This window comes from Cytobacillus sp. SAFR-174 (genome assembly GCF_051964675.1).
In the GTDB taxonomy this organism is placed as follows: Bacteria; Bacillota; Bacilli; order Bacillales; family Cytobacillaceae; genus Cytobacillus.
The window spans coordinates 13,790-30,311 of the sequence record NZ_JBQCMZ010000019.1; the positions used below are offsets into that span (position 1 = coordinate 13,790).

Genomic DNA, 16,522 nt, shown 5'->3' on the forward strand with positions numbered 1-16,522 from the left:
TCTGTCTGTTTAATCTTTGCTGAATAATGAACACAGATTCTTCAATGTATATAATCTACCCGTCACAATAAACAGGCTGTTATAGTTTCTTTGTACAAATTCATCAATAATGGTTAGTCCTTTTACAAACCGGTCCACCAAATAATTTGTGTACTTTGGATCACAGACGAAACGATTGATCCTGATCAGCTCATCTGCGAGTATATGAAAATTAAAGTCTTCAGCAATCAGTTTGATTTGTTTTAATTTGCCGGTATCCATATAGAAGATATTTTTTTCGAGGTTTTTATTCAGGAATGCCAGAAAGTCATTAATATTTTCAGCGAGCAAAGTTGCTTTTTGCATTTCATGTTTCACAATCATACCCTCCTTTTTTCTGTTTAAGAAGAATTTATGAAAGAGAGCAGGATCTTACTACAGCAAAAGACCAGGAATCAGAAGTTCCCGGACTTTTACGATTACTTTATTTTAAACCATTGTTCAGCATTACAGTTCAGTCTATCGTTTCTCCAGCATGTCCTTAAGCGGATCCAGGCAGCTCTTTTTCTCTTTGACCCAAACCTCACAGCCCTCAAATGGATTGGCTGTGCCCAAATAAAGATTGCCATTTTCAGAGACAAACAGATTCCGGCATCCATAATTTTCCGGATTATTAAGTCCGTTGATCGTTACCGGAAACCAGTGAATGCCATCTGGGGACTTCCACAGGCTAAACCCAAATGTCAAGCGGGTTGTCGGAGAAATTAAGGCAAAAAACAGGTCAGATATGCATTCGATCGGCAGACAACTCAACAGCGGACTTTCACCCCATAGGCTTTTCAGGACTTCCGGCAAAAGCGGCGGAACAAGGTCTGTCCAGTCCCAGGTGCCCAGATAAAGCCAGCCATTATATTCTTTCAGCTGCCAGCAGTAGCCATTCGCAATATTGCCAAAACCGGATGGAAGACCGCTAATAGCAGTGCCCCTCGTACCGGTTTCAGGGTTCGAAGGTTCAACAGGCTTGCTTCCAATAACCAGTTCCCATTGATCATTCTGATCGATTCGGATTAAATCAAAGCCCTTGGGAGTTACAAGCCGATCATTCGGATCAAGGCTGAAGATGCCAAAATAGACAGCTGTCCCAAGGTATAAATAGCCCTTATAGATTTCGAGGCTTAACGGCACCTCATTCCTCGCATCGCCTGCTCCTTTGTCAACAACCTTTACCCACCTGTCTGCCCCAGGATTTTCATCCTCGGATCGCCATAATTGGAATCCTTCCGGAAGGGCTGTCCCAATATACAATCTATTATTGAAGCTCGACATAATAATTCCATTACCCTGTGGATTTTTTTCCGGATCCCCTGACAGATCAATTTGCTCCCATCCATTTTGTTCGGGATCTTCGCTCACATAGAGCAAGGTATTTGAAACCTGAAGCTCGTTTCCTGGAAGCGCGGCCAAGTATAGTTTATTGTTATGAACCACCATGGTTCTCGTCGACCCGCCCTGCAATAAGCTTGGAAGGGCACGCCACCCTTCTTCATCTGTATATTTCAAAACAAGCAGGTTTGGGCTAAAAGTAGCACATCCGGCATATAAAGCCTCTTCGCCAGAAGGTGATTTATAGGTAATCATAAATCGGAAGCCAACAATTCCAAGAGAAGGTTCTTTAAAAACCTGCTCCCATTCCCCGCTGCCATCCTTTTTATAACGCCAGATTTCACCGCTAAAGTCAGGATTCTTTGGAGTCAATTCCTCAGGCACTTCGATATCGCCAAAAATAGCTCCGCTCGAAAGGACCGAGAAGACTATATTACGGCCTGTCCCAACATAAAGATACTCTCCAAACTCGGCAACAGACCATGCGTAATTGTTCTGCATGGCATTGTCTTTACTGGTACAATCAAATCCGTTAACCGGGGTAATCTTCTTAAAGCCAGATACATTTAACCCCATTGTTTCTGCACCTCTTTTCGCTTTTTAATAGAATATGCGAAAATTTGAAAAACGCAGGGGCTTATGATATAGACAAGGGCGGATTTGCCGGGAAATAGAGGAATGCCCTAATAAGATTTTTTTTCCTCTATTGTCAGGAGACTTTATGGGAAAAATCTTAATGGAACAGGGAAGTACATCCAGTTACGATTATTTTATTCTTCTTTTTATAAATGTAATGAAAGACAGCAGGAAGGGCAAAAGAATCGCCAGCGGCAAATGGATGAATAACGGCACAAACTTCAGTCCTATCTCCAGATGCTGTGAAAGATTTTCTGCATATGCGTATGACAGCAGAAGAATGATCACTAGGATAGATACCGTCACAACCGATGGTTTAACCTTTGCCATGCTGGATTTTGCAAGATTCATTCCAGCGAAGGTAAAAATGGCAATTTTAAAATAACCGCCGAAGATAATGATAATTACCGCAAAGATGTCCAGCCGTTTAATGAAATCAAAAAGTGTTACCCGCTCAATGGCTTCTATCACAGGAAAAGTAAAGTTCTTCGCTAATTCCAGGTGAAGTACTCCAATGGTTAGGAATGAAAAAAGAGATAATAATAGCGTGAAAAAGATAATAATAAAGCTTCCCTTTTTGGATACCGCTGATCTGTGCTCACGTTTCAAATAAGGGAAAATCATAAGGAAAGCGATGAGCTCTCCGTACGGAAAGGTGACCATCGTTGGCACAATACTGGCTATTTTCTTTACATCAACCTCAAAGATAGGATCAATGTATTCCCAGTGAAAAATTCCGCTAATGAGAATCCAGAATGGAATCAGGAATAGAAACAGCACGGTTACACTGCCTATAATGACGGCAGAGCGCATAAAGGCCTCCAGCCCCTTTATGTAGGTATAGGCAACAACGAGGAAAATGGATAGTTTTACAATCAGCGGTTTCATGGTATAAAGCAGCGTACTATTGATGAACATGGTAAAATCCGTTAAAACGCGGGATGCGAGGTAAGCAAAGTAAAGGACATACACGAGTGAAACTGCCGATCCAAGGAATTTCCCAAGATTCCTTTTCAAAATCATGGAAAGGTTCATATAATCGTTATGTTGCCACAGATAAACATACATTTGAAAAATAAGGAGCCCGATAGTCCCTGCTGTAAGAATGACAATCCAGGCGGCCTTTTCAGCCGATAGATTTAAACCAAAAATAACGGAACTTCCAATCAGGAATAGCAGCATAGCGAACATTGATTCAATGATTCCAATGATTGGTTTGTTCTCCATGTTATCCGCCTCCCTTCTTGTAATGACCGATATTTTGTACTTTTATATTCGTTTTAAGCTCAATTTCCGCATTTTTAATAGGTGCTGGCCAATCCGGTTTCAGCTTCTTCCATGTCTCCGGATTTTTCTCCCTCATAAATAGCCCTAACCCCAGAGGGTCCATCTCATTTTCCTGTACTAGGGCAAGAAGGTCCTGCACATGATTTTGGATTGTTTTTTCAATCTCTTTTTCAAGCAGCTCGATATCATCGGGATCTTCTAAATTTACATTACATTTCATCTGGCTAATATCACCCGAAAGCCTTAAGTTATAATGAAAGATATACCTATCTTCATATGTTTCTACCCTTCTTTCTCTGGCCAGATTTCCAAAAACGCGGAAGGTGAATAGGTTGTTTTCATCTTTTGGGCAGCTTGCTTCAATTGAAAAACCGGATTCGCCTCCCTGCAGAATGGTTATGATGGCAGCATCCCGATAATCAAGGAACACTGATAACTTATCTTCTTTAAAAAGGGCAAGCCCGCCATAAGCAATATGACCAGGGCTGGTCGTTTCAAAGTTCCCTCTTTCCTTCCCGCTTTTGAGATCCCCTTCTACTTTAATAAAAGGCATTGCGATATCCTTTCCCTCCTTGATTTCATCAACCTTGATCTCCGTCGCGGTCACAGGAATATCTCTGCCCAGCTTTTGGAGGATGTTTTCAATTTCAAAAGCTGAAAAACCTTCAATTGGAGAGTAGATCTTCAGCAGTTCACTTGCACTGACATCCCGGGCAATGACCAGATTTGCATCTGATGGAATCTGTGCAGAATGCAGAATATAGTCATAAACGTCCTTGGCCTTCCCGTCACGGGCGATTGCTTCACCCAAGAGAATGACTTCTATCTGTTTTAAATAATTATAACGGGAAATATTTACAGAAATTCTTTCTAAAGCTGTATCAATTGTTTTACCCGTTGCTTTATAAACTACATAGGGGGAGTTGGGAACCTGTGATTTACCTGCAACGGCAGCAGGATTGATCAATTGCAGGGATACCTCATACCCGTCCTCTGCATGGTCGACCCCCATAGCAAATGAAAAAGAAAGTTCATTCAACTCATGTTTATCCAATGGGGCAAGGAATACCGCCGCCACCGATAATAACATAAAGAGCATATAAAGATATTTCACTGTGATCACTCATTTACGGATATTTTTAAGAAGATCGTCCTTATCATATTTTTTGGGAGCATTGATAATCTTTTTTAATGAAACTCGAATAAAAGTATCTTTTAAATCGGCTTTTTTCACCGGTGTGATGGGTGATAAATATGGCACTCCAAAGCTATTTAAGGATGTAAGATGATTGATTAAAACAATGGTTCCAAGATAATGCCGTACAATCCAAACGTACTGGCCAAGAACACCAGGATATAACGAATCCCCTTGATTGCATTTCCAAAAGGATGAACAGGAATAGCAAAATTCAAAACATAGGTAGCTGAAATAACGACGAGTGTCGATAGCTGGACAATTCCTGCTTCTGCTGCTGACTGCCCTAAAATAATCGTACCAATAATCGAGAATGCCAGCATGATGCCTGTCGGCAAACGTATGGAGCTCTCCAGAAGCACTTCAAAAATCACCATCAGGAGAATGACTTCAATGACTAAAGGCAGAGGAACAATTTGCCTCTGTGCTGCCAGGCTGACGAGCAATTCACTGGGGATCAGCTCCTGATGAAATAATACAAATGCAATATAAAAAGGAATGAGAAAGATTGAAGCAACAAAAGAAATGATTCGAACCAGCCTGGTAAAATCGAATATGGAAGTTTCATAATAGTCCTCCGGCGAATGGAAAAATTGGATGAACAGGGCAGGCACAATCAGTGCATCCGGAGATCCGTCACATATAATCACCATTTTGCCTTCCAATAAATGGCCGGCCACAACATCTGGCCGCTCCGTTGTGAGAACCCGCGGGAATGGCGTAATCTGATCATCTGAGATGCTTTCCTGAATATAGGAAGAATCCAGTATAGATTTTAGTCTGATTGATTTTAGTTTGCTTTTGACATTTTTCAGGAGGTCCCGATCTGCTTTATCAGCTAAATATAGAAGATTTACGCCTGTATTGGTCTCCTCTCCAATCGTCTGATCCTCAATTGTCAATTGGTCATTCTTAATGAACCGTTTGATCAGTGAAATATTATTATTGGCAAGTTCGGTAAATCCGATCTGCGGTCCCTTTAATACCCGCTGGGACTGCGGCGGTGAAAGCGCTCGATCTTTCCAATCAGCCGTGTCTGCTGCCAGGCATGAATCAGCGCCGGAGATAAATATAAGCGTATTTCCTTTAGACAGTTCGTTTACTGCTTCATTCAAGTCCGAGATGATCTTAATCTTGGTAATTTCGATTGTGTTTTCCATTTGCTGTATAGGATTTTTGGATAATTCCTTAAGTTTTAGAATTGGCCCTAGTATATGCTCCTGGATTATTTTCTTATCCGCGATCGTATCGAGATAGAGCAGACAGCCCGAAGTATCCGAAGAGAAAAAAAACGAACGAATAATAAGTTCTTTATTATGATGAAACGCATCTTGAATGTACGATAAATTTTCGTTCATAACCTTGGACATACCAATTTTATCCTTCTTCATAAAAACACCTAAATCAATTTTTTTCTTACTAACCCCTTAGGAGGAATTATTATACAGGGGTAAATCGACTCCAGAAGAAGTGCAGAACCAAAAAAACAGCCCCATTTATAAAAATGGGGCAGCTGAATGAATGTGCTATTGTTTTTACTCGATAACTTTCCCTGTTTGATGCAGTTTATTTCAGCAATCCTTCCTTCTCAAGATACTCCCTTGCTGTTTCTTCAGGACTCACACCATCTACATTTACTTTGTAGTTCATTTCACGCATTTCATCATCACTTATCTTTCCATCCAGCTTGTTTAAAGCTTTAACCAGCTCCGGATGGTTTTCTGCGGTTTCTTCTCTCAACAGCGGAGCGCCCTGATATGGCGGAAACAGGTGTTTGTCATCCTCCAGGACAGTGAGGTTGTATCTGGCAATTTCGCTATCTGTTGAATAAGCATCCACCAGGTTGATTTCACCTTTTTCGATTGCTCCATAGCGCAGTTTAGGCTCCATGGTTAAAACAGTTGGAAATTCTACACCATATAGCTTCTGGATGCCACGATAGCCATCTTCCCGATCCGAGAATTCAAGGGTGAAGCCGGCTTTTATGTTTTGCTCGACTGATTGCAGATCTGAAATGGATTGCAGTTCATACTCTTCAGCCAGTTTCTCAGGCACTGCCAAAGCATACGTATTATTGTAAGCCATCGGTTCTAGCAGCTCCATGCTGAATTGTTCCTTCATTCCTTTTCTCGCCTGCTCATATACCTGACCGGAGTCTGTGCTTACCGCTGTCTCTTTTAAAAATTCCGCAATGGCTGTACCGGTAAACTCAGGATACACGTCAATACTGCCAGACTTCAGAGCATTGAAGACGAAGGATGTTTTTCCTAACCCTGGTTTTAACTCGACATTAAGGCCGGTTTCATTTTCAATCAGCAATTTGTACATATTGATCAGGATTTCCGGTTCTGAACCAAGTTTCCCGCCGATGACAATCTTCTCCTCCGATTGATTTGCCAATAAAGGAATGACCATAACTAATATCATCGCACCAATGAATACTCCAAGTGCTGTGACCGATTTTTTAAATGACATATGCTCAAACCGGCGCAGCATCATATCAAAAAGGATTGCCAATATGGCTGCAGGGATGGCCCCAAGAATAATCAGGGGCGTGTTGTTCCGGTCAATTCCCAGGAGAATCAATTCTCCTAAACCGCCTGCTCCAATTAAGGCTGCAAGAGTAGCTGTTCCGACTATTAAAACCATCGCCGTACGGATTCCGGCCATAATCACCGGCATGGCAAGAGGAAGCTCCACCTTCATGAGCCTTTTGCGCCTGTTCATCCCCATTGCCCTTGCCGCTTCGAGAATAGAATCGTCTACTTCCTTTATTCCTGTATATGTATTTCTCAAGATGGGCAGAAGTGCATATACGACTAATGCGATAATGGCGGGCACTTTTCCAATCCCGAATAAGGGGATCAATAAACCAAGCAGTGCTAGTGAAGGTATGGTCTGCAATACGGCTGTTGCGCCAATGATTCCTTCTGCAATTTTTTGCTTTTTAGTCAGATATATTCCAAGCGGAATGGCAATCAGGACTGCAAAAAATAAAGCAATGAGCGAAATCTGGATATGTTCAATCAGCACACTTGCTAATTGACCTTTTCTTTCACTGAAAACAGAGCTCAAGGTATTCATGACTTCACCTCTCTTCGCATGCTGCCTGCCAATTTACGGATAACAGTCTGCCTGTCGACCAGTCCAATGAATTCCCCGTCCTCTTCCACAGCAATTTCGTTATGAGCAGCCAATAAGCTAAGCGTTTCTTCGAGGGAAGCCGAGGCTGGAAGGACTGCCATGCTCTCTTCGGGTTCTGAAATCGGCAGAAGGATTTCATGAAGACTAAACCCCTCTATATACGGCCCCTGACCTTCCCCTACGAACTGCCTGACAAATTCGTTTTCCGGATGCGCAAGCAGTTCTTCAGGTGTGCCAATTTGGACGACTTCCCCGTCCTTCATGACACAAATGCGGTCGCCGAGTTTTAAAGCTTCCTTCATATCGTGTGTAACAAACACAATGGTTTTCTTTATTTTTTTCTGAAGGCTGATCAGGTCATCCTGAAGTTTTTCCCTGCTAATGGGATCCAGTGCACTAAAAGGCTCATCCATCAAGATGATGGGCGGATTGGCTGCCAGTGCTCTTGTTACGCCCACTCTTTGCTGCTGCCCTCCTGAAAGTTCATGCGGCTTTCGGATCCGGTATATGTCAGGCTCCAATCCAACCATTTCCAATAACTCATCAATTCGTTCTTTAATTTTCACCTGCTCCCAATTCTTCAGCTCCGGTACGATCGCGATATTTTCCCCAATCGTCATATGAGGAAAAAGGGCAATCTGCTGAAGGACATAGCCAATATCCCATCGGAGCTCATGAATATCATAGTCACTGATCCGTTTGCCATTTATGAAAATCGTTCCTGATGTCAAAGGAATCAGCCTATTAATCATCTTCAGAACGGTGGTTTTTCCGGAACCGCTTGGACCAATAATCACGAAGAACTCGCCTTCTTTTATATGTAAATTGATTGAATCTACAGCTTTGGTACCATCCCGATACTGTTTCGACACATTGTCAAACTGAATCATTGCTCCACCCCATTAATTTGTTTACATCTGAATTATTCCCTTAACAAATTTCTGAAAAACGGTCCTGCCCGCGTTTTCTTTTTTGCTGTTATACTATCATACAGATAGACAGGAAACATTTCCAATCCTAAGAATCCAAAGAAAAGACAGCCTCCTGCATTGGAGGCTGCCAGTGTTTAAGCGGGATAACTTTTCAGGTTCTTAAAGAGGTCCGGAAAGTCTTTTCTGATTGCTTCGCGGATATCCCCGAATGCAAGATGGCGAATGGGATAGGTTTTTACTTTCTTTAAGGTGGAATGCGGGTTTCCTATAAAAATATTAACGGTCTCTTCTAAAAATCTTTCCTGTTGAAACATATAATTGTTTCGATTTTCAAAGACTTTGTTTTCTGTTTGCTCATAAATAACGTAATAGTTTTCGATGATTTCACCACGGAACATTTCCTGCGTCTCAATTACCTCGTATACTTTCATCGGTATCAGTCTCCCTTTTAAATAAATTCAACATGACGAAAGTGATAAATTCAATCCCATTGGCAAAATCTGCAGCTTCATATTTTGGATACTATGTTGGATCTCACTTGAACATGCCTGCACATACTAAATTCCTTCTATTGGCTTATTATTTGGCTCTGTATAATTTCGATTCGTGCTGCACCTGTTTCCTGTGCTGCTTTTACTACTGCTTCCCTTACTGCAGGGACAACCCGGCTGTCGAGCGGCCCAGGGATGACATAATCAGGTGTCAGGTCTGTAGCATCGATTAATCCGGCAATCGCTTCGACAGCTGCCATTTTCATTTCTTCATTTATTTCAGTAGCCCTGACGTCCAGGGCCCCTCGGAAAATCCCAGGGAATGCGAGGACATTATTCACCTGATTCGGCAAATCGGATCTTCCTGTTCCAACGACTTTAGCTCCTGCCGCTTTCGCTTCATCCGGCATGATCTCAGGAACTGGATTAGCCATGGCAAAAATAATGGAATTCGGACTCATCGTCTCGACCATTTCCTTTGTTAAGGCACCGGCAGAGGAAACCCCGATGAACACATCGGCGCCAATGATAACATCCTCAAGCGGTCCTTTACGTTTTCCTGGATTGGTGATTTTCGCAACAGACTCTTTGACAGGGTTCATTCTCTCTTGCCTTCCTTCATAAATAGCTCCCTTTGTGTCACACATAATGATATCTTTTGCTCCCATATTAAGGAGCAGCTTGATAATCGCAATTCCTGCCGCACCCGCCCCACTGATTACGATTTTAATTTCATCCATTTTTTTGCCGGCAAGCTTCAGGGCGTTGATTAACCCGGCTGCTGTTACGATTGCTGTTCCATGCTGGTCATCATGAAAAACGGGAATATTCATTTCCTGCTTCAGCCGTTCTTCAATGTAAAAGCAATTAGGTGCCGCGATATCTTCGAGGTTGATGCCCCCAAAGGAAGGCTGCAGCAGCCTGACTGTTTTAATGATTTCTTCGGGATCCTTCGTATCAAGGCAAATCGGAACAGCATCAATCCCTGCAAAAGCTTTAAATAGTGCAGCCTTCCCCTCCATAACAGGCATAGAGGCTTCAGGGCCAATATCGCCAAGTCCCAGCACAGAAGTGCCGTCAGAAACCACAGCGATTAAGTTTCCTTTTATTGTATAATCATAGACCTTCTCAGGCTGGTCATGGATTCTTCGGCATGGCTCGGCAACTCCCGGGGAATAGGCTAAGCTTAAATCCTTCATGCTGTTCAGCGGCATTTTTACATCGACCGTTAACTTACCCTTAAACTTCTCATGAAGCAGTAAAGATTCCTTCTGCAAATCCATTCTACCCATCTCCTCTTTATGAATATTGTTAATTTTCAGTATTTGTTGTAGATTATTATATAATGATTGGCATCCATAAATGAAATACATATAATCTATAATCCTTATGCCTTTTGGTTATATGAGAGGAGTGCAGTAATTGGATATCCGGCATTTAGAGTATTTTGCGGAAGTAGCACAGCACTTAAGCTTCACAAAAGCATCCCAGACCCTGCATGTCACCCAGCCTTCCATCAGCAAAGCCATCAAGAATCTCGAAGGCGAACTGGGAGTGCCGCTATTTTACAGGTCATCGAAGCAGCTTGAATTAACGGATGCAGGAAAAGCGGTGTTAATTAATGCGAAAAAAGTGCTGGACGCATTTCAGAACCTGACATTGGAGTTAACAGATTTAATGGAGCTGAAGGGCGGTGAAATCAAAATTGGCATACCTCCCATAGTCGGTGCAGCCTTCTTTTCGAAGCTTATCAGCCAATATAAAGAAAAGTTTCCATTGATTGAAATTAAATTAACAGAAGTCGGCACGAAGAAAATAAAAAAGGGGGTGGAAGATGGCACATTGGATATTGGACTAATTTGCACGGTTCCGGCCCATGGAAGCGGTTTTGAAATAATCAATGTCCTGAGCGATCCCTTAATGCTCATTATCCACCGGGAACATAGGCTTGCTACGAAAAAAGAAGTGCATTTTTCAGAATTAGCCAAAGAGCCATTCATCCTCTACCGGAAAGATTTCACCCTATATGATCTGATTATTGAGGAATGCGTAAACAGCGGCTTTCAGCCTAATATTGTCTGTGAAAGCTCGCAAAAGGATTTCCTGCTGGGAATGGTTGAAGGAAAACTGGGTATCACCATGCTGCCAAGCAAAATCTGTCAAAATATAAACTGCAATGACCTTGTGGTTCTGCCAATCTCTGAATCTGCAGTTAATTTAGAGCTCGGAATGATTTGGAAAAAGGATAAGTACTTATCGTTTGCGGTCAGGGAGTTTATCGCCGGTGCTGAGACTTATCTGGAGGAAGGGCTGTGAAATGGCCGCCCCAATTTTAAAAGTGCGACGGCTTTTCACCTTCTGTATTATTGTTTACAAGCCTTAACAAATGCATCAAATATAGCTTTTGAAGGGTTATCATTCTTTTCTGTCATGCATTCAGGGTGCCACTGTACCCCTAATACAAAGCGATGCTTTTTACTCTCAAAAGCCTCAATAACTCCATCATTGGCCTCTGCACACACCTCAAAATTCCCAGGCATTTTGCGGACAGCCTGATGATGATAGCTATTTACTTTAAAGCTTTGCATTCCAGTAACTTTGTGGAGGAGAGAATCTCTTTTTACATTCACAAAGTGTGTCGCATGCCAGCGGGGTGCTTTTTGGCCATGCTGCAGCAAAGGTACGCCCATTTGGGAAAAGATGTCCTGATACATATCACCCCCAAGAGCGATACTGAGGATTTGGCAGCCCCTGCATATGGCTAAGATTGGTTTATTTCGAGCAAGCATTTTTTGAATCATGCTGATTTCGAATGCATCTCTTTCCGGACAAATACTGCCCAGCTTTTGATGGGGTTCTTCACCAAATAGTGTTGGGTCGATGTCCCCACCGCCAGTAAGCAGCAGCCCGTCAAGCGTTTCAGCTAATCTTTCAATTTCGTCATCATCCAGAAGATTTGGAACAACAACTGGCACGGCACCGGCATTTATCAATGAATGGATATTATCCATTGATACAGAAAGGTTATGATCATCTAAATTTGACGTAACTCCAATAATTGGTTTCATATTCGGCACCTCAGGTTTTATAGTTTAGAAGATTATTCTATAGAACCGTGAAGAAGTCCTATCTGCTATAAAAAAAAGAACAGAATAAAAAAAACTGTCCAAAAGTCAGTATTTCTGACTTTTGGACAGTCCATGTTTTTTATTAATATGGATCCGTTTCATGGCTTTTCTCAACCGCTTCTTTTGATGCCTGGTTTTCAGCGATTGAACCTTGGCCATATTTAGACCTTCCAGCGTCACGGCCTGGAATTTGTTCTTCCCCGCTCATCGCCTGGATCTCTTTCATGACTTTCCCGGTTTCTTCCTTGACACGGCGGCCATAATCTTCATCTGCTTTTGTGAAATGCTCAAACATAGCATCCTGAATCCGTTTGTCGCATACCGCTAAAGCTTCAGACAGGTTTTTGATCAGTTCATCCCGCTCCCAGTCATCAAAGCTCCTGTAAGTATGGCCGGCCTGGCCGTAATTATTTGGCCGATCAATCGGTGCGCTCATGGCTGCCGCATTATAAGTTGGCCGATGCGGAATGCGCCCTTCTTCCGGTGCTTCCTTAAAGCCGCCCTTCATTGAAGGCTCATAATTGATATGCGGATTATCTCCTGCCTCTTTCGGGTCGCGAATATCCATTTGGCCGCGCTGCTGATTCGTACGTACAGGCGATTTCGGCGCGTTGACCGGCAATTTTAGATAGTTCGCTCCAACGCGATAACGCTGTGTATCGGAATATGAGAAAGTCCGGCCCTGCAGCATCTTATCATCGGAAAAATCCATTCCATCAACAAGTACTCCCGTTCCAAAAGCCGCCTGTTCAATTTCTGCATGGTAATCCACTGGATTGCGATCAAGCACCATGCGGCCAACAGGAAGCCAAGGAAACTGATCCTCCGGCCAAAGCTTGGTATCATCAAGGGGATCAAAATCCAATTCTGGATGGTAATCATCCTCCATAATCTGTACAAAAAGCTCCCATTCCGGATAATCTCCCCGTTTAATCGCCTCAAATAAATCCTGTGTAGCATGTCCGACATTTTTAGCCTGAATCTCGCTTGCCTCTTCCTGTGTCAGATTGCGGATCCCCTGCTTTGGCTCCCAGTGATATTTCACAAGTACAGCTTCCCCTTTTTCATTCACCCATTTATAGGTATTGACACCCGATCCCTGCATGTGACGATATGTAGCGGGTATTCCCCATGGGGAAAATACAAAAGTAATCATATGTGTAGCTTCGGGTGTGCGAGATACAAAGTCAAACATCCGCTCGGGATTTGGCACATTTGAAACAGGGTCAGGCTTGAAGGCGTGAATCATGTCAGGGAATTTCATCGCATCACGGATAAAGAAGATCTTCAGGTTATTGCCGACCAAATCCCAGTTTCCATCCTCAGTATACATTTTTACGGCAAAGCCTCTAGGATCACGTGCTGTTTCGGGTGAATCCTTCGCACCTGCCACAGTTGAAAAGCGGACCATTAGTGGCGTCCTCTTCCCTGCACCAGAGAAGACCTTGGCACGTGTATACTTCTCAACCGGCTCATCGCCCACTTTTCCGTATGTTTCAAAGTAACCGAATGCTCCTGCTCCTCTTGCGTGCACCACACGCTCCGGAACCTCTTCCCTGTCAAAATGGGAGATCTTCTCAATGAAATGATAATTTTCCAAAGTAGCAGGTCCACGATTGCCTATCGTGCGAATGTTTTGGTTATCCGTAACAGGATGCCCCTGCCGGGTTGTCAGTGTCTCACGACTAACATTCTGCTCAATTTCTGTATTCATATCTTTGTTATCTGCCACAATCAAACCTCCTAGCAACGAATGACCATATTTTTCCTCTGATTCAAAAATTTATACTTGAGTTTACCTTAAATGTTAAGTATTGGATCTGTTACCATATTAGATTGCCTGGTTATCATACCCATCAAAAATGGAAATGAAACCTTATTGAGTAAATGTACTTAATTAATTTAGTCGGAATAATGTTCATATCTTTGTAAAAAATATTCTTGTCCAGGGGAGGTGTAGACATGCCGAATCTTAATGATAACAAGTTCAAAAAAATTCAATCTGAGAGCCAAAAGCAGGGTAAAACATACGAAGAGTATGCTGCTGAACTGGAAGCGAACAAAATGAAAGCTCAAAAGAGAAAATAAATGACAGTGAGGCAGGAATCGATCCTGCCTTTTTAGTACCCGCTGCTAAGCAGGAATTGCCGCTGTATGTACCATTTCTGTTCCCAACACAATCTAACATGTAAAGGATATATTTAATAATTTGTCCGCATCCCGGTCATAGTTTGTTAACATTTACGCATTAGAATGTAAATGTACCGAAACATCATAAAGCCCTTTTTCTTTACCCCTTCAGGTCCGGCCCTTTTTAAGCGGCCGGATTTTTTATGTCTATCTTTTTACCGCTTGACACTAAAAGTTCCGTTACCTGCCTAAAAAAAGCCCCTCTCAAATGAGAAGAGCTTTCCATTCATCCTTTGCCAGCCTGAAATCCCGGATATTGTGTCATGCCTCCATCAGCATACAAGGTCATTCCGGTGACATAGCTGGCTTCAGTGGATGCCAGCCATACTGCACAAGCTGCTATTTCTTCCGGCTTGCCGATATAGCCCATGGGAATGAGCTCAACGACACCTTTTTTCAATTCAGGGTCTGAGAATTTTTCCGCATTAATGGGTGTATCAATAGCACCAGGGGCAATGCAGTTCACCCGGATACCGTGCGGGGCAAATTCTAGCGCAAGGGTCTCGGTCATCAATTTGACTCCGCCTTTGCTTGCTGCATAATGAACAAAATGAGGCCATGGAATTTCCTGATGAACAGATGACATATTTATGATCGATCCTTTTATTTTGTTTTCCAGCATGTAGTCAATCGCTTCACGGCAGCCGATAAATTGTCCCGTCAGATTTGTAGATATAACTTTGTTCCAATCCTCCAGGGTGAGTTCTTCTGATGGGACTTCATTTTCGATCCCCGCATTATTAATCATGACATCGAGAGATCCGAACGTTTTAATGGCATGGGCGATCATTCTTTTAACATCCTCTTCCTTTGTAACATCCCCCTGGATGGCAGAGGCGCTGCCGCCAGCTTTCTCAATCGTTTCTATAATTCCCTGCACTTCCTGTTCCTCATTAAAATAATTAATGACTACCTTCGCTTTTTCAGCACCGAACCGTTCTGCCATTGACTTTCCCAGCCCGGACGCTGCGCCGGTAATAACGACAACTTTCCCTTCAAGACTTGGATACATAAGATCACTCCCCTATTTTTTCGTAAAACCCAGCAATACTCCCCCAGCGATAATAAACAAACAGCCAAGGAGAACCATAAACACCTGTTTTTTGCTTTTACGCTCATTTAAAAAGAAAAGCCCGCCAATGGTTGAAATTACTATTCCGGTCTGAGAAAGGGAAAAGCTGGTGGCCACGCCGATCTTCGGGAGGGAAAGCAGCAATCCCAGATTCCCGGTGCTCCAAATCAGCCCCGTAATGATATTACGGATTGCATATTTGTTATATGGCTTGCGGCGGAGGGTTATGAGGAATGCTCCTGTTACCATTCCAATCGCCTGCGGCAGTATGGCAGACCAGCCGTCAATTTCAAACCAGCGGATTAGTACAACATACCCGACAAAGCCTGCGGTCGATAAAAGGAGTACAAGCAGGCCTTTCTTGAGGCTTTTTCCCTGTTCCTTGTCATCCCCCTGTTTCAAAGAAGTCAGAATTGCACCAACAATGATGCAGACCAGAGAGGTGACTCCGATGATAATGCTCATCGTTGTTTCCCATTCTTTAAAAATGAATACTCCAAAAAAAGTTGTTCCAATAAGCTGCAGACCTGTGGACATTGGGGCTGTCTTTGCAACACCCAAATAGCGGACTGCCCCAAACTGATTTTTCTGCCCGATCGACCAGAACAAACCAGAAATAAAGCCGACTGACCAAACAATATTGGAAAGATCCGGTCTCTTAAAAAGATAGACAGCGATGGCAAATAATAGGGCTCCTATTGTCGTGCCAAGCGTCTGGCTGTCCTCGTCCCCGCCAAGCTTGTTGCTGACAAATACAATACTGCCCCATGAAACCGCTGCAATGAGGGCTAATAGAATTCCTGTCATGGTGTGTACCTCATCTTTCGATTTTATGTACATTTTTAGATTGCAGTTATATAAGGACTCTTATTCCACAAGCCAAAAAAGTATTGAATTATTTTTTATTATTCCTCTTATTTAAACCGCTAAAACCATAATTAACAGCAACCTATCTATTTAATAGTCGTTTAACAGATATTTCAATATAATAATTTATCGCACAATTTATAATATTTGTGTTAAACTAACAAATATCACTGTCGGATAACAGTGATAAGCCATTATTCTCTTTTATATAATAATCA

The 16,522-nt window shown here is 42.6% G+C and carries 14 protein-coding genes and 1 pseudogene; 2 read left to right on the forward strand and 13 right to left on the reverse strand.

Annotation, left to right across the window (positions count from 1 at the left end):
- Positions 1-9: 9 nt before the first annotated feature.
- The 9 genes and pseudogenes from ACTHRG_RS17760 to ACTHRG_RS17800 all read right to left on the reverse strand — a co-directional run bounded on the left by ACTHRG_RS17760 (position 10) and on the right by ACTHRG_RS17800 (position 10,330).
- The gene (locus ACTHRG_RS17760; protein ID WP_440231692.1) at positions 10-357 is read right to left on the reverse strand and encodes a hypothetical protein; all 348 of its coding nucleotides are present in this window, start codon (positions 355-357) and stop codon (positions 10-12) included.
- A 141-nt stretch (positions 358-498) separates the two neighbouring features.
- Complete coding sequence (locus tag ACTHRG_RS17765; RefSeq protein WP_076256065.1) at positions 499-1,938, reverse strand: hypothetical protein; 1,440 nt, start codon at positions 1,936-1,938, stop codon at positions 499-501.
- Between the two features lie 189 nt (positions 1,939-2,127).
- Complete coding sequence (locus ACTHRG_RS17770; protein WP_440231693.1) at positions 2,128-3,225, reverse strand: GerAB/ArcD/ProY family transporter; 1,098 nt, start codon at positions 3,223-3,225, stop codon at positions 2,128-2,130.
- Between the two features lies 1 nt (position 3,226).
- Positions 3,227-4,399 (reverse strand): Ger(x)C family spore germination protein, encoded by a 1,173-nt coding sequence (locus ACTHRG_RS17775; RefSeq protein ID WP_440231695.1) that lies wholly within the window; start codon positions 4,397-4,399, stop codon positions 3,227-3,229.
- Positions 4,400-4,408: 9 nt separating this feature from the next.
- A pseudogene (locus ACTHRG_RS17780) lies at positions 4,409-5,871 on the reverse strand (spore germination protein).
- Between the two features lie 175 nt (positions 5,872-6,046).
- The gene (opuFB, locus tag ACTHRG_RS17785) at positions 6,047-7,564 is read right to left on the reverse strand and encodes an osmoprotectant update ABC transporter permease/substrate-binding subunit OpuFB (protein WP_440231696.1); all 1,518 of its coding nucleotides are present in this window, start codon (positions 7,562-7,564) and stop codon (positions 6,047-6,049) included.
- Entirely contained in the window at positions 7,561-8,514 is a 954-nt protein-coding gene (locus tag ACTHRG_RS17790) for an ABC transporter ATP-binding protein (protein WP_440231697.1), read from the reverse strand. The genes opuFB and ACTHRG_RS17790 overlap by 4 nt, the downstream gene beginning before the upstream one ends.
- Positions 8,515-8,690: 176 nt before the next feature.
- Positions 8,691-8,987, reverse strand: a complete 297-nt coding sequence (locus tag ACTHRG_RS17795; RefSeq protein WP_048008869.1) for a hypothetical protein — start codon at positions 8,985-8,987, stop codon at positions 8,691-8,693.
- A gap of 137 nt (positions 8,988-9,124) precedes the next feature.
- A complete protein-coding gene (locus ACTHRG_RS17800) occupies positions 9,125-10,330 on the reverse strand; it encodes an NAD(P)-dependent malic enzyme (protein WP_440231698.1) in 1,206 nt (401 codons plus the stop codon).
- Positions 10,331-10,469: 139 nt separating this feature from the next.
- Here ACTHRG_RS17800 and ACTHRG_RS17805 point away from each other — a divergent pair, with 139 nt between their 5' ends.
- Positions 10,470-11,363, forward strand: a complete 894-nt coding sequence (locus ACTHRG_RS17805) for a LysR family transcriptional regulator (RefSeq protein ID WP_076256049.1) — start codon at positions 10,470-10,472, stop codon at positions 11,361-11,363.
- A 47-nt stretch (positions 11,364-11,410) separates the two neighbouring features.
- Here ACTHRG_RS17805 and ACTHRG_RS17810 read toward each other — a convergent pair whose 3' ends face one another.
- The gene (locus tag ACTHRG_RS17810) at positions 11,411-12,115 is read right to left on the reverse strand and encodes a gamma-glutamyl-gamma-aminobutyrate hydrolase family protein (RefSeq protein WP_440231699.1); all 705 of its coding nucleotides are present in this window, start codon (positions 12,113-12,115) and stop codon (positions 11,411-11,413) included.
- Between the two features lie 142 nt (positions 12,116-12,257).
- The gene (locus ACTHRG_RS17815; protein ID WP_440231700.1) at positions 12,258-13,907 is read right to left on the reverse strand and encodes a catalase; all 1,650 of its coding nucleotides are present in this window, start codon (positions 13,905-13,907) and stop codon (positions 12,258-12,260) included.
- Between the two features lie 230 nt (positions 13,908-14,137).
- On the opposite strand from ACTHRG_RS17815, the gene ACTHRG_RS17820 reads away from it, so the two are divergent.
- Positions 14,138-14,263 carry a hypothetical protein gene (locus tag ACTHRG_RS17820; protein ID WP_258549827.1) on the forward strand — a complete coding sequence of 42 codons (126 nt, stop codon included), beginning with the start codon at positions 14,138-14,140 and terminating at the stop codon, positions 14,261-14,263.
- Between the two features lie 328 nt (positions 14,264-14,591).
- Here the strand turns inward: ACTHRG_RS17820 and ACTHRG_RS17825 are convergent, their stop codons facing one another.
- Positions 14,592-15,377, reverse strand: a complete 786-nt coding sequence (locus ACTHRG_RS17825) for a glucose-1-dehydrogenase (RefSeq protein WP_076256043.1) — start codon at positions 15,375-15,377, stop codon at positions 14,592-14,594.
- 12 nt (positions 15,378-15,389) lie between these two features.
- On the reverse strand, positions 15,390-16,244 hold the full coding sequence (locus ACTHRG_RS17830) for a GRP family sugar transporter (RefSeq protein WP_440231701.1): 855 nt from the start codon (positions 16,242-16,244) through the stop codon (positions 15,390-15,392).
- Between the last annotated feature and the right edge of the window lie 278 nt (positions 16,245-16,522).

Bases quoted from the DNA above. Each gene is read 5' to 3' on its own strand.
- ACTHRG_RS17790 (WP_440231697.1), bottom strand. From the start codon at position 8,514: ATGATTCAGTTTGACAATGTGTCGAAACAGTATCGGGATGGTACCAAA.
- ACTHRG_RS17825 (WP_076256043.1), bottom strand. From the start codon at position 15,377: ATGTATCCAAGTCTTGAAGGGAAAGTTGTCGTTATTACCGGCGCAGCG.
- ACTHRG_RS17765 (WP_076256065.1), bottom strand. From the start codon at position 1,938: ATGGGGTTAAATGTATCTGGCTTTAAGAAGATTACCCCGGTTAACGGA.
- ACTHRG_RS17770 (WP_440231693.1), bottom strand. From the start codon at position 3,225: ATGGAGAACAAACCAATCATTGGAATCATTGAATCAATGTTCGCTATG.
- ACTHRG_RS17820 (WP_258549827.1), top strand. From the start codon at position 14,138: ATGCCGAATCTTAATGATAACAAGTTCAAAAAAATTCAATCTGAGAGC.
- ACTHRG_RS17795 (WP_048008869.1), bottom strand. From the start codon at position 8,987: ATGAAAGTATACGAGGTAATTGAGACGCAGGAAATGTTCCGTGGTGAA.
- ACTHRG_RS17810 (WP_440231699.1), bottom strand. From the start codon at position 12,115: ATGAAACCAATTATTGGAGTTACGTCAAATTTAGATGATCATAACCTT.
- ACTHRG_RS17800 (WP_440231698.1), bottom strand. From the start codon at position 10,330: ATGGATTTGCAGAAGGAATCTTTACTGCTTCATGAGAAGTTTAAGGGT.
- ACTHRG_RS17830 (WP_440231701.1), bottom strand. From the start codon at position 16,244: ATGACAGGAATTCTATTAGCCCTCATTGCAGCGGTTTCATGGGGCAGT.
- opuFB (WP_440231696.1), bottom strand. From the start codon at position 7,564: ATGAATACCTTGAGCTCTGTTTTCAGTGAAAGAAAAGGTCAATTAGCA.